Raw genomic sequence first — 22,452 nt, forward strand, 5'->3', positions numbered from 1 at the left:
GCCTGTTGTTCATGAGCCGCGTTCTATGCGCGGCTTCGTGAGGGAAGTGCTCCCGCCCTCCCCTGCTGCGAGAAGCGCCTGAGTGCTCAGGTGCCTAAGGTGCTTACGCTGCGGCTTTCAGTCCCGAGGCCTGAGTCGGCTGGCTCAACCACTCCATAGCGGCAGGCAAGCCGCTTTCCTTGAGCGGTACGCCCGCGAGCCGCAGACCCATTTCGCAACCGGCCAGTGTTGCCAGCAGCATCAGGTCGTTGCAGTCGCCCAGATGGCCGATGCGGAACATGCGGCCTTTCATCTTGCCGAGACCGGTACCGAGCGACATGTCGAAGCGTTCGTAGATGACCTTGCGCACCGCGTCGGCGTCGATGCCGTCAGGCATCATCACGCCAGTCAGCACCGGGCTATACACGGCGGGGTCCGCGCACTGAATCTCCAGACCCCAGGCGCGAACCGCACGGCGGGTGGCTTCGGCGAGACGCTCATGACGGGCGAACACGTTGTCGAGCCCTTCGCCAAGAATCATCTCCAGCGCCTCGTTGAGCCCGTACAGCAGGTTCGTGTTCGGCGTGTACGGCCAGTAGCCGGTCTTGTTCATCTCGACGATGTCGGTCCAGTCCCAGAAGCTGCGCGGCAATCTGGCCTGCTTACTGGCGGCGAACGCCTTCGGGGAGATCGCGTTGAAGCTGATGCCCGGGGGCAGCATCAAACCCTTTTGCGAGCCCGACACGGTGACGTCGACGCCCCATTCGTCATGGCGATAGTCGGCGCAGGCGAGACCCGAGATCGTGTCGACCAGCAGCAGCGCCGGATGGCCGGCGGCGTCGATTGCGCGGCGCACGGCGGCGATATCCGAGGTGACGCCCGTGGAGGTTTCGTTATGGACGACGCACACTGCCTTGATCGCGTGTTGCGTGTCGGCGCGCAGGCGCTCCTCGATCATGTTCGGCTGCACACCACGACGCCAGCCTTCAATGCCAGGCAGACCGAGGAACTCCGGCTTCAGCCCGAGGCTTTCCGCCATCTTTTTCCACAGCGTCGCGAAGTGACCGGTCTCGAACATCAATACGTTGTCGCCGGGGCTGAGCGTGTTCGACAGCGCCGCTTCCCAGGCGCCCGTACCGGAAGCCGGATAGATCACCACCGGGTGTTGCGTCTTGAAGATTTTCTTGATGCCTTCGAGCACCTTCAGACCAAGTTCGCCGAACTCGGGGCCGCGATGATCGATGGTCGGGTAGCTCATCGCACGGAGAATGCGATCGGGCACCGGGCTCGGACCCGGGATCTGCAGGAAGTGACGGCCAGCGGGGTGAAAGTCTAACTTGAGCATTGGGCTCCTCCGATTGAATTTTGCATGCAAAAAACTATATCAGACGATCCGTGACGGATCCAAGGCCAAAATTGCCTGTCGATACCGGTGTTTACCCGCGCTATTAACTAATCTGGATGCTTCCGCTAAAATCCTGCCTAACACGATGTTGAGGGTTTTTGTATGCAAAATTCGGATTTCGATGCGGGTGTGACCGCGTCCCCGCTGATGCCGAAGGTTGAGCGTCAGCGCTTGCACGACACGGTGGTGGAGCACATTCGCCGTTTTATCGTCGAGGGGGTGCTGGAGCCGGGCAAGAAACTGAACGAGCGCGAGCTATGCGAGACGCTGGGGATTTCGCGCACGCCGTTGCGGGAGGCGTTGAAGGTGCTCGCCGCCGAAGGGCTGATCGAGATTTCGCCGAACCGCGGTGCGTCGGTGTCGAAGATGTCGGAAGCGGAGTTGCGCGAGACCTTTGAGTTGATGAGTGGTCTGGAGGCTTTTTCCGGCGAACTGGCGGCGGAGCGGATGACGGCTGCGGAGCTTGCTGAGATCAAGGCGCTGCATTATGCGATGCTTGCTTGCCGCACGCAGAACGATCTGGCTGGGTACTACAGCCGCAACCAGGCGATTCACGACAAGATCAATGAAGCGGCGAGGAATTCAGCACTGCGGCAGACTTATGTTGCTGTGAATCGGCGCTTGCAAGCGTTGCGGTTTCGGTCGAATTTTCAGATCCCTAAGTGGGATAGCGCGATTCATGATCATGATGAGATGCTGAAGGCGCTTGAAGCGCGGGACGGGAAGAAGTTGAGCGCGATTCTTCGGCAGCATTTGCTGGATAAGAGGGATGCGGTTTTGCAGGTGCAATCGAGGGAGGAAGTGGCGGCTTCGGTGTTGAAGGCTTGAGCCTGCCCGGCGGGTTTGTTGTTGATCTGGATTTTTGGGCGTTGCCCCGGTGGGTTCGTGGTCTGTTTGGCGTTGCTCTCGTTGGTCTTTTGGCCTTTCCTTGAATTGTTAGTGGTCTATTAGCGTTGCCCCTGTGCGGGGCGGCACCTACTTTTCTTTGCCTGCCGCAAAGAAAAGTAGGCAAAAGAAAGCGGCTCAAACCGCTAGCTCATAAGCGGGTCCCCCGCACAGCCACGGTAGTGGTGCATCTGGAATCTGTCCCCTCGCACATTCGGCCTTAGTGACAAGGCAGTCATGCCTCCGGCGGCGCTACGCGCGCCGATACCCGCTTCCAAAAACCATCAGGTATGCAAAGCGTTGGCCAGGTTTCCCAGGCAGACCCATCCGCGACGCACGCAGTGCGGAGTGGGAGCTGATGAGCCCCTTGTCGCTAACGCGGAGTGCGCGAGAACACAGATTCCAGATGCACCACTACCGCGACTGTGCGGGGGACCCGCTTATGAGCTAGCGGTTTGAGCCGCTTTCTTTTGCCTACTTTTCTTTGCGGCAGGCAAAGAAAAGTAGGTGCTGCCCCGCACAGGGGCAACGCTAATAGACCACTAACAATTCAAGGAAAGGCCAACAACCCTAAGACCAAGACCAAAACCAAACCACGCGCCGCAAAGGCAAAAAAACTTGTCCACATAATTTGTGCCCAAGCCTGTGGACAACCTGCGCACAGCCTCGCCAAGTACTTGATGCCACAGGCCTATCCCCCACAGGCTCAGCCGCAGGCAAAAGCCCCTCCCTGTGTTAAAAAGAAACCCCACCCTTTGCCACTCGTCGAGGCCCCCGCATGTCCTCCGTCATGGCTTTCAAACTCGTCCTGCTGTCGCTCGCCGCGATGGTCGGCCTTGAACTGCTGGCCAAGCGGCTCCGGCTCCCACCCGCCGCAGCGCTTCTGGTCGGCGGCGCCGCAATGGCCTTCGTGCCGGGCCTGCCCCCCATCAACCTCGATCCCGAACTGGTCCTGATCGTGTTCCTGCCGCCACTCCTCATGGACGGCGCCTACTTCTCCGTATGGGACGAGTTCAAGCGCAATCTCGGCGGCATCCTGCTGCTCGCAATCGGCGCCGTCGCCTTCACGACCCTGGCGGTCGGCCTGGTCGTCCATTGGGTCGTGCCGGCGCTCCCGTGGGCGGCATGCTTCGCGCTCGGCGCAATCGTCTCGCCACCTGACGCCGTCGCGGCAAAAGCCGTGCTCGAACGCGTCGCGCTACCACGCCGGTTGATGGTGCTACTCGAAGGCGAGAGCCTGCTCAACGACGCCGCCGGCATTGTCCTGTTCCGCTTCGCCGTCGCGGCCACGTTGACGGGCACGTTCAGCGCACAACATGCGATCGGACGGTTTGCGGTGCTCGGACTGGGTGGCGTCGCGGTGGGCATCGCAGTCGGCTTTGTGGTCGTCAGGTTGCTGCGCTATCTCGACGACGCGTACCTGATCATCACCGCATCCGTACTTTCCGCGTGGATCAGCTATATCGCGGGTGACATGCTCGACGTGTCAGGCGTGATCGCCACCGTCAGTTGCGGCATGGTGCTCGGCTGGCACCAGCATGAAATCTTCTCGGCTTCGGTGCGCACGCGCGGCACAGCCTTCTGGCAGATCCTGATCTTCCTGATGGAAGCGCTGGTTTTCATTCTCATCGGGCTGTCACTACGCAGCGTAATCGTGCGGCTAGGCGGGGTCGGCGATACGCTGGTCGCATTGGCTCCGGCCGTTGGCGCGGTAATCGCGGCAGTCGTGCTATCGCGCTTCGTGTGGGTCTTCGCCGTCGAAATGTTGAAGGGACTGGTCTGCAAGCTGATGCGGCGCGCAAACATTGCGCTCGACTGGCGCTCGGCAACCGTGACGAGTTGGGCCGGCATGCGTGGCGTGGTGACACTGGCAATCGCGCTCTCGTTGCCCGAGGCATTGCCCGGGCGCGATCTGATTCTGGTCGCTTCGTTCGCGGTCATTCTGGTAACGGTGCTGGGTCAAGGCACAACGATCGGACCGTTGATTCGCTGGATCAATCCCGACCACGCCTCCGAGAGAAATGAGCAGCATTTGACCGAACCTCAAGCATGGGCGAGGCTCGAAGCGACGCAGCTTGCAGCGATCCAACCGCTCGTGCACGACGCCCAGGGACAAGTGATCCATCCACGCCTGCTGGAGCAATATAGCTATCGGGCACGGATGACCGAAGCCTACCAGGATGTGACGGAATATCCCTCCGATGTTCGATCCGCGCACTACGACGTCGTGCTTGCCGCCGTGGCGGCAGGTCGCCGCGAGTTGTTGCGGATGCACCGGTCAGGGTTGATTCATGATGAACTGCTAACCGTGCTTGAGCGGGATCTCGATTTGCAGGAAATCGCAGCCTTGCACGGCAGAGGATGACCGGCACACGTCTGCCATCAGTCGAGACGTGTGCCGGTCGAACCGTGGCGGGCTCAATGGCCTTTGAAAATATCGAGCAGTTGACTTTGCATCTGCATCATCTCGTGCGCATGCTTCATCTCCATCTGCGCCATGGTGTCCTGATACTCCATGTCCATCTGCATCATTTTCTGCTGGATGGCGATGGCCTGAGTGCGCTGTTCAGGCGTCAGCTTGTCCATCATCATGCTGTACTCGGGGGGCATCAGGTAGGTGCCGGCACGTCCTATTCCTTGGGCTTGCACAGAACCCGCAGCAAGCGCGAGCGGCAGCAGTCCGCACATCAATACGGCTCGGATCGATTTCATGTCATCTCCAGTCTTACGTGAGTAGCCCGTCCTAAACACGGGCTACATAAGCGACGTTCGGTACTCAGACCGGCTTGCCGTGGTCGACCCACCGCACATGCCGGTTCTGAGGATGCAACACTCGGGGCTGGCCGCCATGCACGATCGTCCGGGTGTTTCAGAGGTTTAGTCGCTCGCGCCTACTGGAAATGACACGCCAAATGAATTTTATGTCGATGACCTTTCTTGTGTGGGGCTGTCACTTTCGCGCATTGCGTGCCGACTAATTAATCCTTCCACGCCGAGCCCAGAATCATCGTGCAGAAATTCTCACGGTGGTAATGCGGGTCTTTCAGCGCCAGCACGTCTGCCTTCACGTTGCCGAAGGTCGTCTCCGGTTTATGAATCGTGCCGTGCGCGAATGCGTCGATGATGCCTTCCTTGAAATGCGCGCCACGCGGATGGGCATGCGTAACCTCATGACGTTGCTGCTCGGTGAACTCGTCGTAAGCAAGGCCCAGCACGTCCATCTCCACGCCGGCCGTGACCAGCGCGACTACCGGCTTCATATATTGCGGAATTCCGGGAGTGGTGTGCAGCGCAATCGAGTTCCACACCTGCTCGATATCTGCTTCGCCGATACCATGCCGCTGCAAAAAATCGCGCGCCGCATTCGCACCGTCCACCTCGAATCGATCGTGCTCGCTGCTATACGGTGCGACAAGCCCCATGTCATGAAACATCGCGCCGATGTACAGCAACTCGGGGTCGTACTTGAGCTGCTTGCGCGCGCCGGCCAGCGAACCGAACAGGAACACACGCCGCGAATGGTGGTAAAGCAATTCGGTTTCGGTATCGCGCACGAGTTGCGTGGCTTCGCGCGCCATCATGCTGTCGGGGATCCTGATGCCTGCGATCGTGGTCATGTTGAGTGCTCCATGAAAGACTTGAATGAACCGGACGCGCGATCTTTGTGACTGGACAGCGCGTTTGGTATGCTGGTCCGCGATGCTTTTTCTTACCGTTCAGGCAGCGCGTCCGATGAGCTTCAGTATTGGCCGGCGCGCTGTCGCGGGCAATCGCCATGGACCGCTGAACCCTGCCAAACGCACCGCGTTGACTGCCGCGGCAGTGCGGATTCCACCACCGTCAAAGGAAATCACCCGATGCCTACCGTTGCGATCGCGATTTTTCCCGGCGTGCAAGCGCTCGACGTCGCCGGTCCAGTCGATGTGTTTTCCGAAGCCAACCGGTTCCTCGCATCGCAAGATCACTACGAGGTCATGCTCCTTAGCGCGCAGCCCGGTCCATTGCGCGCGTCCAACGGCATGACGCTCGTCGCCGATGCCACGTTTGACCATGCGCATCGTCCGTTTGATCTTGCACTGGTTGCCGGCGGCCCCGCGCTGCCCGACGGCGCCGCGCCCGACTCACGTTTGCTGGAATGGCTATCGCTAGCCGCCACGCAGTGCGAGCATTTTGGTTCGGTCTGCACGGGCGCGTTCGCGCTCGGCCATGCCGGACTGCTCGACGCGCGCCATGTCACGACGCACTGGCAGCACGCGGCACAACTCGCCGCGCAGTTTCCGCGAGCACATGTCGATTTCGACCGGATCTATCTGCGCGACGGCAACCTGGTCACATCCGCGGGCGTGACGGCAGGCATCGATCTGTCGCTTGCATTAGTCGCGGAGGACCACGGCCCGCACACGGCGCTCGCCGTCGCCAAACGGCTGGTGGTGTTCGCCCAGCGACAGGGCGGCCAATCGCAGTTCAGCCCCTATCTGACCGCCCCCGCCGATGAGACTTCGCCGGTCGCCAAAGTGCAGGCGCATGTGATGGAGCGGATTCGCGAGCGCTTCACGGTCCAACAACTGGCGGATGTGGCGGGAATGAGCGCACGCAATTTCGCACGCGTATTCGTGCAGGAAACCCAGGTGACGCCGCACGAATTTGTCGAGCGCGCCCGCGTGGATGCGGCGCGCAAACAGCTCGAAAGCAGCGGCGCGGCGCTCAAGACGATCGCCTACGATTGCGGCTTCGGCACCGCGGATCGGATGCGCATTGTCTTCATGAAGCGGATCGGCGTTACGCCGATGCAGTATCGCGAGCGCTTTCGCTCCACCTGATCTGGCCGAGGAAGGTGCGAAGGGGGAGACAGCGTTGCGGCGGCGGGATTGCCCGAACGCAACCTGACAATCAGCCTCGCTGCAAGCACCAAACGTTGCGTGCGAAAATAACGCTCTTCTCAAGCCAACGATCACAAGGAACGACATGTCCACCTCCTCTCCCATCCGCGCGATCGTTACCGGCCACACGCGCGGCCTCGGTGCAGCCCTTGCTGAACAACTGCTGGCGCGCGGCGTCGCGGTGCTGGGGTTGTCCCGCTCGCGTCATGCCACGCTCAAAGCGCGTTTCCCGGCACTGCTCGAAGAAATCGAACTCGAACTCGCCGATCCCACCCGCGTCGCGCAGTGGGTCGCAACCGAGGCGCTGCGCAACTTCGTCAGCGGTGCGCAAAGCGTCCTGCTGATCAACAACGCAGGCATGGTCCAGCCGATCGGCCCGATCGAAGGCCAGAACGCCGCGGACATCGCGACCGCCGTGAGTCTGAACGTCGCCACGCCGCTCATGCTGGCAAGCGCGCTAGCCGCCGCCAGCACCGACGCGACCGATCGGCGCATCGTCCATATCTCGAGCGGCGCGGCGCGCAATGCGTATCCGGGTTGGAGCATCTACTGCGCAACCAAGGCCGCCCTCGATCATCACGCACGCGCCGTCACGCTCGACGCGAATCGTGCGCTGCGTATCTGCAGCCTGGCGCCGGGCGTCATCGATACGAATATGCAGGCGGAGATTCGCGGCAGCGGCACCGAACAGTTCCCGATGCGCGAAAAATTCGAAGACCTCAAGCGCAATGGGCAGCTTTCGACGCCTGAACAATGCGCGACCCAGCTGCTCGACTATGCGTTCAGCGATGCATTCGGGCAAACGCCGGTGGCCGACATTCGCGAGGTGGCGAAGCAGGGCTGAACTGCGGTTTTCCTGCTCCCGTAAACCCTCACCTTTCGACGGATAAGCCGTCCTATCGTAACGCGTAGCAACGCATCGCATGCCGGCGAGATCATTGCATCTCGCCCGGCTCTTCTCCCGAAATCCAAAACAACGCCCAGCACTTCAGCAGCACAATTCGAATGCATTTTTGTATTAATTAGTATCGCTAATTCAGAGATAAAACCAAACCGCCCTTATATGTGGGACACCCCTGCATAATTTGACGTAGCGCCATGCCGCTCATAAAGTTAACCGGCAACAATGCTTCTTTCTGGCTACACCGCCTGTTCAGAAAGCTGGAGTACGCGGGCCGTCCGCCAATTCCGCGAATGCATTCCCGAGGAGACGATCATGAGCACCCCACCCAAGAAGGCGCTGCGCAGCCAGGCCTGGTTCGGCAAGGCCGACAAAGACGGTTTCATTCATCGGTCGTGGATGAAAAATCAGGGTTTGCCGCATCATCTGTTCGACGGCCGCCCCGTGATCGGCATCTGCAATACATGGTCGGAATTGACGCCCTGCAATGCGCACTTTCGCGAACTCGCCGAATACGTCAAGAAAGGTGTCTACGAAGCGGGCGGATTCCCGCTGGAATTTCCGGTCATGTCGTTGGGCGAATCGAATTTGCGCCCCACCGCCATGCTGTTTCGCAACCTCGCGTCAATGGACGTCGAGGAGTCGATTCGCGGCAATCCGATCGACGGCGTGATCCTGCTCTGCGGTTGTGACAAGACCACGCCCGCGCTGCTGATGGGCGCGGCCTCGTGCGATCTTCCCGCGCTGGCCGTCTCGGGCGGCCCGATGCTGAACGGCCGTTACCGTGGTGAAACCATCGGCTCGGGCACGGGCGTCTGGCAGATGTCGGAACAGGTGCGCGCGGGCACGCTCGACATGGCGCAGTTCATAGAGGCGGAAAGCTGCATGAACCGTTCGCGCGGCCACTGCATGACCATGGGCACGGCTTCGACCATGGCCTCCATGGTCGAAGCGCTGGGCATGGGCTTGCCGCACAACGCCGCGATTCCCGCCGTCGACGCGCGCCGCCAGGTGCTGGCGCATATGGCCGGGCGCCGCATCGTCGAAATGGTTCGTGAGGATCTGACCATGAGCAAGATCCTCACGCGTGAGGCGTTCGAAAATGCGATCCGCGTCAATGCGGCGATCGGCGGGTCGACCAACGCCGTGGTGCATCTGCTCGCGATTGCCGGGCGTATCGGCGTCGATCTGAAGCTGGAAGACTGGGAACGCGGCTCCGACGTTCCCTGTCTCGTGAACCTGCAGCCGTCCGGCGAGTTCTTGATGGAAGACTTCTATTACGCCGGTGGCTTGCCGGCAGTGCTGCGCGAACTCGGTGAAGCGCAACTGCTGCATCGCGATGCATTGACGGTCAATGGCCGCAGCATCTGGGAGAACGTCAGCCATGCCGAATGCTTCGACCGCAAAGTCATCTTTCCAGTTGCCGCGCCGTTCAAACCCAAGGCAGGGATTGCTGTACTGAAAGGCAATCTCGCCGTGGACGGCGCAGTCATTAAACCTTCGGCTGCTACGCCTGCACTGCTGCAGCATCGCGGCCGCGCGGTGGTATTCGAGAACGTCGAAGACCTGCATGCGCGAATCAACGACGAAAATCTCGATATCGACGCCAGTTGCGTGATGGTGCTCAAAGGCGCGGGACCGAAGGGCTATCCGGGCTTCGCCGAGGTCGGGAACATGCCGCTGCCCACCAAGGTTCTGAAGCAGGGCATTACGGACATGGTGCGCATTTCCGACGGTCGCATGAGCGGCACGGCATACGGCGCGGTCGTGCTGCATGTGGCGCCTGAAGCGGCGGCGGGCGGCACGCTGGCGCTGGTTCGCGACGGCGACATGATCGAACTCGACGTCGCCGGGCGGCGCCTGCATCTGGATGTCGACGACGCGGAACTGGCACGCCGCCGCGCGGAATGGCAAGCACCAACACCGCCCGCGCGCGGCTGGTACAAGTTGTATGTCGATACCGTTCAGCAGGCCAACCTCGGTGCCGATCTGGCCTTTCTCGTCGGTTCGAGCGGCGCTGCAGTGCCGCGCGATTCGCATTGAGCAAACGCAAGGCGCCAGCGCAGCAGCGGCCAGAGTAATGGCCGCCCGCCGCATGAAATCAAGGAGACGGAATGCAGTTGCAACATGACGCCGTCGACGGCGATCGAGTCATTGAACGCGCCACGCTGAAGCTGATGCCGCTGCTCGGGCTGCTCTATCTGATCGCCTATATCGACCGGCAAAACATCGGTTTCGCCAAGCTGCAGATGGTGGCCGATCTCGGCATGAGCGAAGCGGCCTACGGTCTGGGCGCTTCGCTGTTTTTCATCGGCTATCTGCTGTTCGAGATACCGAGCAACGTCATGCTCGCCAAAGTCGGCGCGCGTCGCTGGTTCGCGCGAATCATGCTGTCGTGGGGCGCGGTCACGGTCGCGCTCGGCTTCACGCATAGCGCGGCGATGCTTTACATCCTGCGTTTTCTGCTCGGCGTTTGCGAAGCGGGTTTTTATCCCGGTGTGCTGTACTACCTGACGCTCTGGTTCCCCGCTCGCATCCGGGCAAGGCTGGTCGGCTATTTCATGATCGGCAGCGCGCTCGCCAATGCGATTGCCGCGCCGATCGGCGGTGTCTTGCTGGATTTCGACGGACTGCTGGGTCTGCGTGGCTGGCAATGGGTGTTCATCGTCACAGGCATGGCGGCGGTGCTGATGAGTGCCGTGGTCTGGCGGCGCCTGCCCGAGACGCCGCGAAACGCGCCCTTCCTGAGCGAAGCCGAGAAGAACTGGCTGACTGACACGTTGCGAACAGAAGCCGCGCGCGTCGCACCGTCAGCTCATGGCAATCCGTTCGCGGTGCTGCTCGACGGCCGCGTCCTGCTCATGTCGTTCTACTTCCTGTTCTTCCCGCTGTCGGCGTATGGTCTCAGCTACTGGCTGCCTACGGTCGTCAAAGGATTCGGCGTCAGCAACACCGTCAACGGGCTGCTGAATGTCATTCCCTGGCTGATGGTCGGCGTTGCGCTGTGGTGGGTGCCACGCCATTCAGTCGCGCGAAATGAGCAAACCTGGCACATCGTCGTGCCCGCGCTGTTAGGTGCGTTTTTCCTGTTGCTCAGCGTCTTCGTGCCTGGCCACGCGCTGCAGTTCGTTTGCCTGTGCTTAGCGGCAGCCGGCATGTTTGCCGGGCAGCCCGTGTTGTGGTCCCTGCCCAGCCGGTTTCTGACCGGCGCGCGCGCCGCCTCGGGGCTCGCCGCGATCAACTCGATCGGCAACCTGGGCGGGTTCATCGCTCAGAACGTCGTGCCGATGATCAAAGACCGCACCGGCAGCGTGATTGCGCCAATGTTGTTTCTGTCGGCCTGCCTCGCGTTCGGCGCACTGATGACTTTCGTGATGCAGGCGGTCATCCGCCGGTCGGAACGTCAAGCGCAACGCGCCGGGGCGGTCTCAGCCGACGACACCGGGCGGCGGCGCCTCAACCGTGTCAAGTAACACCACGGCGCTCACCATTTCATCGTTGTGGAACCCGAAACCATGAACCAGGCTCCCCCCAATACCAGCAACATCGCTGGTATCTACCCGATCCTTTACGCCTTCTTCGATCGCGACAATCATCTGGACCGCGCGGCCATGCGTCGGCAAATAGAAGCCGCCTTGCGGGCACGGGCTCCCGGGGTCGCGGTGCTAGGGCTCGCCACCGAGGTCAACAAGCTCTCGCAAACCGAACGCGAACAGATTATCCGCTGGGCCATCGAGGATAGCGGTGGCACGCTGCCACTGGTGGTGACGGTGAGCGGCAGTTCAGTCGAGTCGCAGCGCGATCTGGCTCACTATGCGCTCGCGCAAGGCGCCAGTTCGCTGATCCTGCAACCGCCAGCGCTGGCGGCCGGTGCAATGCCGCAACCGGAGGCGTTCTATTTCGACTTCTTCGCCGCCGTCATGAACGGACTCGATGCAAGGGTCGGCATCCAGAACGCACCGGAATATCTGGGCGTCGGCTTGTCCGCGGAAAGTCTCGAACGTCTTGCCGCCCAGTGTCCGAATTTCCGTTTGCTCAAGGGGGAAGGGCCGTCGATCGTGCTTGCGGAGACGGTAGCGCGGGTCGGGCATCTGATGCCCGTGCTCAACGGGCGCGGCGGAATGGAGTTGCTCGATAATTTACGTGCGGGATGCGCCGGCATGATCGTCGCGCCCGACTGTTTCGACTGGCAGCAACGGATCTATCAGGCATTCGTCGGCGGCGGCGTTGAGCAAGCCGAAGCGCTATACCGGCAGGTGCTGCCGGCTATTGTCTTCGTTATGCAGTCGCTCGATACCTTGATCTGTTACGGCAAACGAATTGCTGCATGGCGAATGGGTTTTGACGTCCAGCACGATCGCGACACAAAATTGCTGCCCAGTCGTTTCGGTCTGGAAGCAGCGCGGCGCTTCGCCGAAATGCTCGGACCGCTGCCTTGATTCGCTTGCTTACACGCCGGACGCAACCAGCGCGCCGCGTTCGGCCGCCCCAATCTCGCCGTGCGGCACGAACACATAGCCGCGTCCCCACACGGTCTGCACGTAGCGCGGCTCGGAAGGATCGATCTCGATCAGCCGCCGCAGCCGCCAGATCGATACATCGAGGCTGCGCCCTTGATGCAATACGCTACTGCCGCGTAATTTCTCGTTGAGTTGCACACGCGTGAGCACGGTCATCGCGTGATTGACGAAGATTTTGAGCAACGCGAATTCCGAACTGCGCAACACAAAGTGTTCATTGTCGCGGCGCAGTTCACGCGCGGAGAAGTTCAGCTCGCAACGCCCGAAGCGATAGGGTGGCCGTGTTTCCGGCGCGCCTGGCGCGAGCGCGCCGCGCCGGCGCAGCAACACGCGAATGCGGGCGAGCAGTTCGGCAGGGTCGGCGGGCTTGCTCATGAAATCGTCGGCACCGAGCTCGAGACCAATCACACGATCAATGGCCTTGCTGCTCTCCGACAGCAAAATCACCGGCGTGTCGTTGCCGCTCATGCGCAAGTCGCGCAACACGGCAAGACCGTCGCCGTGCGGCGCCGAGATGTCGAGCACCAGCAACGCCGGCCGCTCCATCTCGACCACGTGCTTTAGCCCCGCGCAATGCGGACGAGCGGACACTCCGCAGCCCTGTCCGCGTAAAGATTCGCCCACCACGGCCGTTAAGCCGCCGTCGGCGCCAACAAAAAGAATGTGCTGACTCATCCAACTGATTCCAGGAGACGATCGGTTTTCAGAGACAGGCGATGGCTTGCGTGAATAGCAAATCCGCTGACCGCTTGTCGTCCGCGTCGCCATCTTCCCTGTAGGCACGTCATGTCAAAACGCGGAACAGCCCCCAAGGTTGGCAATTTCTTCCCAACTCTTTCAATGCGGAACGTGGTATGGGGCACTCAAAACGCTACTGCAGAATGCGTGCGCCGGCTCCCGAAAAGTCTCACCTTTGGCACGAAGCGGTGGGGGTTCGGCGCGAAGCGCACCTCCGGTTACTCCCGAAAACGCTCACCTTTCGAGCTTGGGGGCAGGCTGCAAACGTATGCTGGGCGGGGTGCCGATGCTCGCAAACAGGCCACTCCCGCAAACCCTCACCTTTGGAACGGCTCGGGTATTCTGCATACCCAGGTAAGCGACGGTGTGCGGGCCGGCATTGCGCGCGGCGATGAGCGAGGTGCTTTCGGAGCCTGCCGGAATCGGCACAGGGACGATGATGCCGTTGAACGGCACCGTCCTTCGGAAGATATCAGCCGGTCGAGCGTGAACCGATTTTTCCGCTCACCGCTTTCAAGCCAAAGCTCGCGACCAGCGAGAGCGCCGCGCACGCCGCCATGAAATATGCAGGCGCGGCAACATTGCCCGTCGACGAAATCAGCCACGTGGCGATCAACGGCGCGGTGCCGCTGAACACGGTAAAGCTGACATTGAAGGTGAGCGCGACGCCGCTGAAACGCACGCGCGTGGGAAACATGTCGGCGATGATGCAGGCGAACGTACCGTTAGCCAGGCATGCGGCCACACCGGCCAGCGCGAGCAGCAGCACGATGTCGGTCGTATGGCGGCTTGCTGCCAGATAGAACGGATAGCTCAACACGGCAAGTAGCAGCGAGCCGAAGCGCAGCACGAAACGCCTCGGCAGTTTGTCGCCAAGCCAGCCGGACAGCAGAATACCCGTCGACACCACCGCGAGACCGACGTTCTGCCCAATCGCCACGCGGCGCGGATCGTAGTGCAACACGCGGTCGAGGTACGCGGGCATGTGCGCGAACAGCAAGCCATTGAATGCGGCGACCACCGCGGTCGTGCCGATGCCGAGCAGCACGGGCCGCCAGTGCTCACGCAGCAGTTCTGCCAGTGGATGCTTCGCGGCGAGATGCTTCATCTCGGCAAACGCGGGCGTTTCTTCGAGCTTGCGGCGCAGCCAGAAACTCAACAGGCCGATTGCACCACCGAACAGAAATGCGATGCGCCAGCCGTACGCCGCGACGTCGTCGCCGCTCAGAAAGCTGTGCACCGAGAGATTGACGGCCGCCGCCAGCAGCACGCCGGAGTTCACGCAGAAAAACACAATGCCGCACACGAGTCCCGCGCGCCGCGGCACCGATTCGACCACGTAGGTGATCGAGCCGGGTAACTCGCCACCGAGGCAGAAACCCTGCATGAGACGCAGCAGGATCATCAACAGCGTGGCGCTGATGCCCCATGTCGCGTACGTCGGCACGATACCCATGCCGATCGTGCACATCGAGACAACGATCACCGAGACGATAAACACGCGCCGGCGTCCGTACCTGTCGCCGAAATAGCTGAGCACGATACCGCCGATCGGCCGCGAGAGATAACCGACTGCGAACACCGCGAACGAGAGCATCAAGCCGACAATCGGATCGTGCATCGGAAAGAACGCACGGCCGATGAACTGCGCGAAGATGCCATAGACGACGAAATCGTAGAACTCGAGCGCGCCGCCAAGACTCGCGAGTATGATCATGCGCCATTGCGAGCGGGTAAGGCGCGCCGGGGCTTCTTGCGAAAGACCGGTGGATTCAAGACTGGACATGATGGTCTCCTGCTTAAACCTCGTTGTTGATTTCCGGCTCATACGCCAAACGCTAATCGAGCAGCACCCGGACGATCTGCGAGATGTCTTCATCGCCGAGTCCCCGATCCACCGCTTCCTGCAAAAGCTTGCGCACCTCGCCGACTGCGCGCAATGGCGCATTGGCCTCGCGCGCCAACTCCGCCACTGCGTCGAGATCCTTCAGCATCGTCCGGATCGTGCCCGATGGACTCGACGGCGGCGTCAGCATTCGCGGCATCAAGGTTTGCAGCAGCACCGAATCGGCCCAGCCGCCTCGCAAGGCGCCCGGCATTGCAGCGGCGTCGATGCCGGCGCGTTGAGCGAGAACGCAGGCTTCCGCAATACCCGCGATGGTCGTCACGACAATCGCCTGATTGGCGAGCTTGGTCGCCTGTCCCGCACCCGTGGCCCCCATGCGCGTGACACGCGAGGCATAGGCGCGCAGCAACGGTTCGACCGCGGCAATATCGCTCACGCCGCCGCCGCACATGATCGCAAGCGTGCCTGTCTCCGCGCCTGCCGTGCCGCCGGACACGGGCGCGTCGATCCACGCGCCACCGGTCAGTTCGTGCCAACGCTGGGCGAGGCGCCGGGTCTCGGTGGGCGCGATGGTCGAATGGTCGACCACAAACCTCGGCGCGGTCGATGCATGCGCGAGCCCCTGTGCGCCGAACACGACGTCTTCAACCGCGGGGCCGTCGCCGAGACACAGCATCACGACGTCGCTTGCTTCGGCTAGTTGCTGGGGCGAGTCGCTGACGACACAGCCCTCTGCCGCCAGCGCCACCAGTTTCGCCGGCGATCGATTCCACACCCGCAGCGCATGCCCGGCCGCGAGCAGGCGCCAGGCCATGGGCTCGCCCATCTTGCCGATGCCGCAAAAACCGACGCGCGGAGCATCCGGCGCGACGGCGGCGTTCATGCTTCATCCTCGCCGATCGACGCTTCATAAGGCCACTCCACCGCACCGGAGTGCGTCACCGCGCCGAGATTCGCCGGCCGCACCAGCGCTTCGTATTTCTCCAGTACGCCGCCGAGGCGACCCCGTGTGAACGGCACAACCTCGCTGTTGCGCCGCGCGAGTTCCGCGTCGCTCAATTCAACATCGAGCGTGCCTTTGTGCGCGTCGATATGGATCCGGTCGCCGTCCCTAAGCAATCGAATCGGGCCTCCCGCTGCCGCTTCCGGTCCGACGTAGCCAATGCACATACCGCGCGTCGCGCCGGAGAAACGTCCGTCGGTCAGCAGCGCGACTTTTTCGCCCATGCCCTGGCCGTAGATCGCCGCGGTCACGCTGAGCATCTCGCGCATACCGGGGCCGCCCTTCGGCCCTTCGTTGCGGATCACGAGCACGTCCCCTTCCTGATAGGTGCGCTTCGACACGACCGACATGCACGCCTCTTCGGTTTCGAACACCCGCGCAGTGCCGCTGAAGACCAACGATTTCAGGCCGGCGGTTTTCAGACACGCACCGTCTGGTGCGAGATTGCCGCGCAACACCACCAGTCCGGCGTTCTCGCTCAGCGGCTCGTTATACGGACGGACGACACGGCCATCCGGGCCCGCGAACGACTTCAACACGGTTTCGAGCGTTTCGCCGGTTTGCGTCAACGTATCGCCGTGCAGGAAACCGCCCGCGAGCAGCGCATTCAGCACCGCCGGCACGCCGCCGACGTGATACAGGTCCAGCGCGAGATACTTGCCGCCCGGTTGCAGATCGCCGATCAGCGGCGTGCGAGCGAGTACCTCGGACACATCGTCCAACGTGAAGCGGATGCCGGCCTCGTGCGCGATCGCCGGGATGTGCAGCGCCGCGTTGGTCGACCCGCCGGTGGCGGCGACGGCGGCGCACGCGTTTTCCAGGCTCTTGCGCGTGACCAGATCGCGCGGCAGCGGACCACCGTTTTTCAGCGTATTCATGACGGTCTCGCCCGCACGGCGCGCGATCGCAATGCGCTCGCTGTAGACCGCGGGCACCATCGCCGAACCGAGCGGCGCGAGACCGAGCGTTTCGGCGACCATCGCCATGGTGTTGGCGGTGAACTGGCCGGGGCACGATCCCGCGCCCGGCGTGCAACGCTTCTCGATGCCGCGCAAGGTGTCGAGCGACATATCCCCGCGCTGCGCCGAGCCGACCGCCTCGATCGCGGTCAGAATCGTCGCCTGCGTGCCGTCCGGTGCGATGCCCGGCAGCATCGCGCCGCCGAACAGAAACACGCCCGGCACGTTCACGCGCACCATGCCCATCAGAATGCCGGGCAATGTCTTGTCGCAACCGGCCACGCCGACGAACGCGTCATAGCAATGCGCGCGCACGAACACTTCGACGCTATCCGCGATGATCTCGCGCGAGACAAGACTAAACCGCATGCCCGAATGATTCATCGAGGTGCCGTCCGACACCGAGATCGCCGAGCCACGAATCGGCACACCGCCGCCCGCCGCGACACCGAGGCGCACGTTGTCGGAAACGGCTGCGAGCGACATCGAGCACGGCGTGTTTTCGCCAAACGTATCGACAATCGCAACGAAGGGCTTTTCGATCGCGGCGTCGTCCAGGCCGGTCGCTCGCAGGAAGGCGCGATGCGGTGTGCGCGTGATGCCTTCGGTGACGGTGCGCGAGCGGTGCTTGTGGAGGTTGCTCATGGTTTTTCCTGTCCGTATCCGTGTTCGTGGGCCGTACGATCAGCCGTTCAGCAACATGCCGTTCTCGGCCGCGATCACCTGGCCGGTCATCGAAGGCGCATGCGCGACGATGAACCAGGCCAGGTCGGCGATCTCGCCGGGCTGCGACACGCGCTTGAGCGGCGCGACATTCGTCATGCTGTCGACGATCTTCGCGTAGGCCTCCTCGCCAAGCACGCGACGCGGCAAACCGTCGTCCACCATACCGGGCGCCAGCGCATTCACGCGGATGCGCGGCGCGAGATTGCGCGCAAGCGAGAGCGTCAGCGTATTGACCGCCCCCTTCGAGGCGGCATAGGCGATGGACGATCCCGTCCCGTTCAGCGCGGCCAGCGACGAGATATTGATCACCGACGTGCTATGCGCAGCGGTCGACGAATCGCGCAGCACGGGCACCGCGGCGCGCGTCATCTGAAACATGCCGATCAGGTTCACGCGATATACGCGCTCGAATTCCATGTCGTCGACGGCGGCCAGATCGCTGTGCGCAATGAAGCGCGTCGTGCCGGCGCAGTTGATCAGCGCGTCGATTCGGCGCCACTTCGAGACCACGGTATCGACCGCTTTCACGCAGGCCGCGTCGGAACCGACGTCGACGTCGAACACCAGCGTCTCGGCGCCAAGCTGTTTGCACTGCGCTTCGACGGCGAGCGCCGCTTCGCGCGTACTGTCGTCGAAATTACCAATCGCCACCGCCCAGCCGGCGCCCGCAAAGCGCAACGCGGTGGCCGCGCCAATCCCGGTAGCCGCGCCGGTGACCATACAAACCTGCTGCGTCATCCTTCTCTCTCCTCATGCTGTTTTACGCGCGGCCGGCATCGCCAGCGCGATCAGGGCGGCCAGCACCAGCGCGCAGGCGAGCACGATCATGCCGGGCAGCAGAGTGCCGGTCGCATCCTTCAGAAAGCCGATTACGTAGGGGCTCACAAAACCCGCCAGATTGCCGGTGCAATTGATCACGGCAATGGCTGCCGCCGCGCCCACGCCGCCCATCAGCGCGGTCGGAATGCCCCAGAACACCGGTGCAATCGAATTGATGCCGATCGCCGCGACCACCAGCGCCGCCATCGAAAGCCACACGTGCTGGCCGAGCAGCACCGACGCCAGCATGCCGGCGGCACCCAGCACCGCGCACACCGCCACATGCTTGCGACGCCCGTCGTGCTTGTCCGCGTGACGCGCGATCAGGATCATCGCGACCGCGCTGATCAGCGACGGCACCGCCGACAGCAAACCGATATTCGCCACGCTCACCACACCGCTCGCGCGGATCATCGTCGGCAGCCAGAAGACGAGCCCGTAATTGCCCATCGCGATGCAGAAGTACAGCAGGCCGAGCAGCCAGACCTTCGGGTTGGCAAATGCGCCGCGTACCGTTTGATGCGCACGGGTCTGCGCATCGGCTCCAAGATCGCGCGCGAGCAACGCCTTTTCCTCTTTGTTCAACCAGCTCACCGACTCGATGCGATCGTGCAAAACAAAAAACGCGACGATGCCCACCACCAGCGAGGCGAGTCCTTCGATCAGAAACAGCCACTTCCAGCCGGCGAGCCCGTGCACCCCGGCGAGTTGTTGCATGATCCAGCCCGACACCGGACCGCCGATCGCGCCCGATACGGGAATCGCCGCCATGAATAGCGCGATGATTTGCGAGCGCCGGTTCGACGGAAACCACGTCGACAGATACAGCACGATGCCAGGAAAGAAGCCCGCTTCGGCAACGCCGAGCAGAAAGCGCAAGATATAGAACGAGGTCGCGCCACTCGCGAACATCGTCAGACACGAGACGATCGACCACGTGACCATGATCCGCGCGATCCAGATACGGGCGCCGACGCGATGCAAGATGAGGTTGCTCGGCACCTCGAAGATGAAATAGCCGAGAAAGAAGATGCCGGCACCCGCGCCGTACACGGTCTCGCTCAACGAGAGATCGGTGAGCATCTGCAACTTGGCGAAGCTCACGTTCACGCGATCGATATAGGCGACGATGAATGCGAGAAACAGAAACGGCACGATGCGCCAGGCGAGCTTGCGGTACAACGCTACGCGTTCGGCGGATTCTGCGGGCTCCGCAGGCTTATCAGGCATAGCGGGCCGCTCGGCGCCGCCATATAGAGGGGTGCTCATGCTTGTCTCCTTCCGCGCGCTTGGATGCGCGCTGTGGTCGCGGCGATAAGACGTATGACGCGGCTCCGGTTATACCCTGAGTTATGCGGTCGGCACGTAGCTGCTATGCTCGAGCCACCGGTTTCGCGCTCTATCGTCCAGCCGATGCTGAAGATTAGCCGGGTTGGGCGTCGCACCGCAAATCACTGTTTCGGTGCAAGTCATTACCATTCAGTTATGTTCACCGGGTCGACACGAATGGCCAGCACCGAAAACGACGCAATCGATCGCTTCTTCCGCAGCGGCCTGAAGCTGCCGCACCTGCGTATCCTGGTGAGCCTCGCGGAGCTCGGCCAGGTGACGCGGGTCGCGGCCGCGTTCCACGTCACGCAACCCGCCATTTCGAAGCAGATCGGTGAAATCGAAGAAGCGCTAGGCGTACCCGTCGCCCGGCGAGTCGGCAACGCGGTCGAGTTGACCAGTATCGGCAAGGTGATGGCCGCACGCGGCCGGGAAATCCTGCGGCACATCGAACTGGCGCGCCGCGACGTCAGCGCGCTGACCACCGGCACGGCCGGCCACGTCCGCTTTGGCGCGGTCGTGACGATTCCGCAGCCGCTGATCGCACATGCGGTCGAACTCTTCATGCGGCGTGCGCCGACAGCCACGCTGTCGTTCGTGGAAGCGACACTCGACAAGCTGATCAAGATGCTCGACGAAGGCGAACTCGATCTCGCCCTGGGCCGCAACCGGATCGCCGACAACCAGGACTTGCTGCGCCAGCAGACCTTGCATCGCGAGCCGTTCGTGTTTGTCGTCGGCACGAGCCACCCGCTCGGCAAGGTAGACCTGCCGGTGAACTGGAACGATCTGCGCGCGGCGCGCTGGATCACGCCGCTGCGGGGTTCTCCCGCATTTGCGACGTTGGCCGAAACACTCGCCGGCCAAGGTATTCCGCTCGATCGCGGCGCGGTCGAATCCAGTTCGTTACCATTGAATCTGTCGCTGCTGATCCGCGGGGAGTTCGTGTCGATTCTGCCGCTGTCGATCGCCCGGCATCACGTGAGCCGCGGACGCATGCGCGTATTGCCGCTCGCGCCGCTCGAACCGTTAGGTGAAGTCGTACTGGTGTGGCGCGCGGATACTTCCGCGCCGGCGGCGGATCTGTTCAGCGAATGCTTGCGGGAATCGTCGTCGGAATTGCTGGATGGTGAGGCGGAATGATGCGTGTGGACTCACGTATCGCCGATTGGCTGGCAGCTCCCGAATAGTCTCACCTTTGGGCCATTTGAAGGCAAAAGGAAAGCCGGCCGCCATCAAGGCGGCCGGCACATTCATAGGCAATCAGAATTTGTGGCGAATACCCACCACGGCGACTTCCTGGCTGTTCGTGCCTGAATTCACGCCGTAACTGCCAATCGACGCCTGCGCGCTCACTACGTTGCCTGCGGCATTCAGCGTATTGCCGCTCGCCTTCTGGTACCCCGCCACCGCATACAAATCGGTGCGTTTGGACAGCGCGTAGTCCGCACCGAGGTTGACCTGGTTGTAGTGCGCCGAACTCGGGCCCGTCAACGACGTGTAGTTATAGCCCACGCCCGTGCGCAAGGCCGGCGTAATCTGATAGTTGAAGAACACCGAGCCGTTGTTGAACTTGGCGGTGTTGTGGAACGCGGAGAACGCGTCGTTCGCATACTGCGTGTTCGAGTAGGCCGCACCGAACGTTGCCGCGCCGATCACATACTGCCCGCCCACACGCACGATCTGAATCGACTTCGCGCTTGCAAAGCCCGCGTTGATGACCGTGTTGAACAGCGAATCGGAACTGCTGCTCCAGGTGCGCACATTCGCCGTCGTGGAGTTGCCGCCGTTCGCGTAGAAGTAACCCGCGCCGAGCGACAACGGGCCATTCGCATAAGCCGCGCCGAAGCTGTAGGTCTGGCCGCTGCCCGTCGCACCCGCCACGCCGCCCACGCCGTACAACGCCTCGACCTGGAAGCCCGCGAACAGCGGACTCACGTATTTGACCGAGTTGCTGATACGCAAACTGTTGTCGTAGTTATCCAGATCGCCCGGCGTGGCGAAGATGCCGCCGAAGTAGTTGTCTTCCGTGAGACCTTGCACCAGGTCCACGACCGGATCGTATTGGCGTCCGAGCGTGACGGTCCCCCACGTGCCGCTCGACAAGCCGACCACCGCCTTGCGGCCGAATTCGCGGCTGCCTTGTCCCAGCGCGCCCGTGCCGACGTTGAAGCCGTTCTCGAGCTGGAACACCGCGGCCAGACCGCCGCCCAGGTCTTCCGTGCCCTTGAGACCCCAACGGCTGCCGGACAGGTTGCCGCTGCTGAACTTCACGAGCGTCGACTGATTCTGGCCGCTTGCGTTTTGTGCGTTGTGTACGTAAGCGATACCGGCGTCGACGATACCGTACAGCGTCACGCTGCTTTGCGCCTGAGCGCTTGCCGCAAGCAAAAGACCGGCGGGTAATGCGAGGAGAGAAAGACGTTTCATTTTCAGGTTCCCGTGTCAATGTTGTATTTGTT

At 62.3% G+C, this 22,452-nt stretch carries 18 protein-coding genes; 8 read left to right on the forward strand and 10 right to left on the reverse strand.

The features are described 5' to 3' along the window. Positions 1 to 103 precede the first annotated feature (103 nt). Complete coding sequence (locus tag HWX91_RS01345) at positions 104 to 1,324, reverse strand: pyridoxal-phosphate-dependent aminotransferase family protein (protein ID WP_028196018.1); 1,221 nt, start codon at positions 1,322 to 1,324, stop codon at positions 104 to 106. A gap of 162 nt (positions 1,325 to 1,486) precedes the next feature. Between HWX91_RS01345 and HWX91_RS01350 the strand changes: the two genes are divergently transcribed. Together HWX91_RS01350 and HWX91_RS01355 are read left to right on the forward strand one after the other, a co-directional pair. Then, positions 1,487 to 2,212, forward strand: a complete 726-nt coding sequence (locus tag HWX91_RS01350; RefSeq protein ID WP_028196017.1) for a GntR family transcriptional regulator — start codon at positions 1,487 to 1,489, stop codon at positions 2,210 to 2,212. Positions 2,213 to 3,047: 835 nt separating this feature from the next. Continuing rightward, a complete protein-coding gene (locus HWX91_RS01355) occupies positions 3,048 to 4,634 on the forward strand; it encodes a Na+/H+ antiporter (protein WP_028196016.1) in 1,587 nt (528 codons plus the stop codon). Between the two features lie 53 nt (positions 4,635 to 4,687). Here the strand turns inward: HWX91_RS01355 and HWX91_RS01360 are convergent, their stop codons facing one another. Both HWX91_RS01360 and HWX91_RS01365 read right to left on the reverse strand, forming a co-directional pair. Continuing rightward, positions 4,688 to 4,981, reverse strand: coding sequence for a hypothetical protein (locus HWX91_RS01360; RefSeq protein ID WP_028196015.1), 294 nt, complete (start codon positions 4,979 to 4,981; stop codon positions 4,688 to 4,690). A 266-nt stretch (positions 4,982 to 5,247) separates the two neighbouring features. Then, positions 5,248 to 5,886 carry an HD domain-containing protein gene (locus HWX91_RS01365; protein ID WP_028196014.1) on the reverse strand — a complete coding sequence of 213 codons (639 nt, stop codon included), beginning with the start codon at positions 5,884 to 5,886 and terminating at the stop codon, positions 5,248 to 5,250. Between the two features lie 240 nt (positions 5,887 to 6,126). Between HWX91_RS01365 and HWX91_RS01370 the strand changes: the two genes are divergently transcribed. From HWX91_RS01370 to HWX91_RS01390, 5 genes are all read left to right on the forward strand, one after another. Further along, positions 6,127 to 7,089: a GlxA family transcriptional regulator gene (locus tag HWX91_RS01370; RefSeq protein ID WP_028196013.1), complete on the forward strand. Its 963-nt coding sequence runs from the start codon at positions 6,127 to 6,129 to the stop codon at positions 7,087 to 7,089. A gap of 145 nt (positions 7,090 to 7,234) precedes the next feature. Beyond that, entirely contained in the window at positions 7,235 to 7,993 is a 759-nt protein-coding gene (locus HWX91_RS01375; protein ID WP_028196012.1) for an SDR family oxidoreductase, read from the forward strand. Positions 7,994 to 8,365: 372 nt separating this feature from the next. Next, entirely contained in the window at positions 8,366 to 10,093 is a 1,728-nt protein-coding gene (locus HWX91_RS01380) for an IlvD/Edd family dehydratase (protein WP_028196011.1), read from the forward strand. A 71-nt stretch (positions 10,094 to 10,164) separates the two neighbouring features. Continuing rightward, positions 10,165 to 11,523, forward strand: coding sequence for an MFS transporter (locus tag HWX91_RS01385; protein ID WP_042274735.1), 1,359 nt, complete (start codon positions 10,165 to 10,167; stop codon positions 11,521 to 11,523). A 42-nt stretch (positions 11,524 to 11,565) separates the two neighbouring features. Continuing rightward, the gene (locus tag HWX91_RS01390) at positions 11,566 to 12,489 is read left to right on the forward strand and encodes a dihydrodipicolinate synthase family protein (RefSeq protein ID WP_174459538.1); all 924 of its coding nucleotides are present in this window, start codon (positions 11,566 to 11,568) and stop codon (positions 12,487 to 12,489) included. 9 nt (positions 12,490 to 12,498) lie between these two features. Here HWX91_RS01390 and HWX91_RS01395 read toward each other — a convergent pair whose 3' ends face one another. From HWX91_RS01395 to HWX91_RS01420, 6 genes are all read right to left on the reverse strand, one after another. Then, the gene (locus HWX91_RS01395) at positions 12,499 to 13,245 is read right to left on the reverse strand and encodes a winged helix-turn-helix domain-containing protein (RefSeq protein WP_028196009.1); all 747 of its coding nucleotides are present in this window, start codon (positions 13,243 to 13,245) and stop codon (positions 12,499 to 12,501) included. A 535-nt stretch (positions 13,246 to 13,780) separates the two neighbouring features. Next, a complete protein-coding gene (locus tag HWX91_RS01400; RefSeq protein ID WP_028196008.1) occupies positions 13,781 to 15,094 on the reverse strand; it encodes an MFS transporter in 1,314 nt (437 codons plus the stop codon). 52 nt (positions 15,095 to 15,146) lie between these two features. Beyond that, on the reverse strand, positions 15,147 to 16,037 hold the full coding sequence (locus HWX91_RS01405; protein ID WP_028196007.1) for an NAD(P)-dependent oxidoreductase: 891 nt from the start codon (positions 16,035 to 16,037) through the stop codon (positions 15,147 to 15,149). Next, positions 16,034 to 17,761 (reverse strand): dihydroxy-acid dehydratase, encoded by a 1,728-nt coding sequence (gene ilvD / locus HWX91_RS01410; protein WP_028196006.1) that lies wholly within the window; start codon positions 17,759 to 17,761, stop codon positions 16,034 to 16,036. The genes HWX91_RS01405 and ilvD overlap by 4 nt, the downstream gene beginning before the upstream one ends. A gap of 39 nt (positions 17,762 to 17,800) precedes the next feature. After that, positions 17,801 to 18,580, reverse strand: coding sequence for an SDR family NAD(P)-dependent oxidoreductase (locus tag HWX91_RS01415; protein WP_028196005.1), 780 nt, complete (start codon positions 18,578 to 18,580; stop codon positions 17,801 to 17,803). Positions 18,581 to 18,592: 12 nt separating this feature from the next. Beyond that, complete coding sequence (locus HWX91_RS01420) at positions 18,593 to 19,930, reverse strand: MFS transporter (protein ID WP_028196004.1); 1,338 nt, start codon at positions 19,928 to 19,930, stop codon at positions 18,593 to 18,595. Positions 19,931 to 20,167: 237 nt separating this feature from the next. On the opposite strand from HWX91_RS01420, the gene HWX91_RS01425 reads away from it, so the two are divergent. After that, positions 20,168 to 21,133 carry a LysR family transcriptional regulator gene (locus HWX91_RS01425; RefSeq protein ID WP_028196003.1) on the forward strand — a complete coding sequence of 322 codons (966 nt, stop codon included), beginning with the start codon at positions 20,168 to 20,170 and terminating at the stop codon, positions 21,131 to 21,133. A gap of 120 nt (positions 21,134 to 21,253) precedes the next feature. On the opposite strand, the gene HWX91_RS01430 is transcribed toward HWX91_RS01425, so the two are convergent. Beyond that, positions 21,254 to 22,420 (reverse strand): porin, encoded by a 1,167-nt coding sequence (locus tag HWX91_RS01430; RefSeq protein ID WP_028196002.1) that lies wholly within the window; start codon positions 22,418 to 22,420, stop codon positions 21,254 to 21,256. Positions 22,421 to 22,452: the final 32 nt, after the last annotated feature.

This window comes from Paraburkholderia fungorum (assembly GCF_902833645.1).
GTDB lineage: Bacteria > Pseudomonadota > Gammaproteobacteria > Burkholderiales > Burkholderiaceae > Paraburkholderia > Paraburkholderia fungorum.

Coding starts and splice junctions, on each gene's coding strand:
- HWX91_RS01345 (WP_028196018.1), bottom strand. CDS start 1,324: ATGCTCAAGTTAGACTTTCACCCCGCTGGCCGTCACTTCCTGCAGATC.
- HWX91_RS01350 (WP_028196017.1), top strand. CDS start 1,487: ATGCAAAATTCGGATTTCGATGCGGGTGTGACCGCGTCCCCGCTGATG.
- HWX91_RS01355 (WP_028196016.1), top strand. CDS start 3,048: ATGTCCTCCGTCATGGCTTTCAAACTCGTCCTGCTGTCGCTCGCCGCG.
- HWX91_RS01360 (WP_028196015.1), bottom strand. CDS start 4,981: ATGAAATCGATCCGAGCCGTATTGATGTGCGGACTGCTGCCGCTCGCG.
- HWX91_RS01365 (WP_028196014.1), bottom strand. CDS start 5,886: ATGACCACGATCGCAGGCATCAGGATCCCCGACAGCATGATGGCGCGC.
- HWX91_RS01370 (WP_028196013.1), top strand. CDS start 6,127: ATGCCTACCGTTGCGATCGCGATTTTTCCCGGCGTGCAAGCGCTCGAC.
- HWX91_RS01375 (WP_028196012.1), top strand. CDS start 7,235: ATGTCCACCTCCTCTCCCATCCGCGCGATCGTTACCGGCCACACGCGC.
- HWX91_RS01380 (WP_028196011.1), top strand. CDS start 8,366: ATGAGCACCCCACCCAAGAAGGCGCTGCGCAGCCAGGCCTGGTTCGGC.
- HWX91_RS01385 (WP_042274735.1), top strand. CDS start 10,165: ATGCAGTTGCAACATGACGCCGTCGACGGCGATCGAGTCATTGAACGC.
- HWX91_RS01390 (WP_174459538.1), top strand. CDS start 11,566: ATGAACCAGGCTCCCCCCAATACCAGCAACATCGCTGGTATCTACCCG.
- HWX91_RS01395 (WP_028196009.1), bottom strand. CDS start 13,245: ATGAGTCAGCACATTCTTTTTGTTGGCGCCGACGGCGGCTTAACGGCC.
- HWX91_RS01400 (WP_028196008.1), bottom strand. CDS start 15,094: ATGTCCAGTCTTGAATCCACCGGTCTTTCGCAAGAAGCCCCGGCGCGC.
- HWX91_RS01405 (WP_028196007.1), bottom strand. CDS start 16,037: ATGAACGCCGCCGTCGCGCCGGATGCTCCGCGCGTCGGTTTTTGCGGC.
- ilvD (WP_028196006.1), bottom strand. CDS start 17,761: ATGAGCAACCTCCACAAGCACCGCTCGCGCACCGTCACCGAAGGCATC.
- HWX91_RS01415 (WP_028196005.1), bottom strand. CDS start 18,580: ATGACGCAGCAGGTTTGTATGGTCACCGGCGCGGCTACCGGGATTGGC.
- HWX91_RS01420 (WP_028196004.1), bottom strand. CDS start 19,930: ATGAGCACCCCTCTATATGGCGGCGCCGAGCGGCCCGCTATGCCTGAT.
- HWX91_RS01425 (WP_028196003.1), top strand. CDS start 20,168: ATGGCCAGCACCGAAAACGACGCAATCGATCGCTTCTTCCGCAGCGGC.
- HWX91_RS01430 (WP_028196002.1), bottom strand. CDS start 22,420: ATGAAACGTCTTTCTCTCCTCGCATTACCCGCCGGTCTTTTGCTTGCG.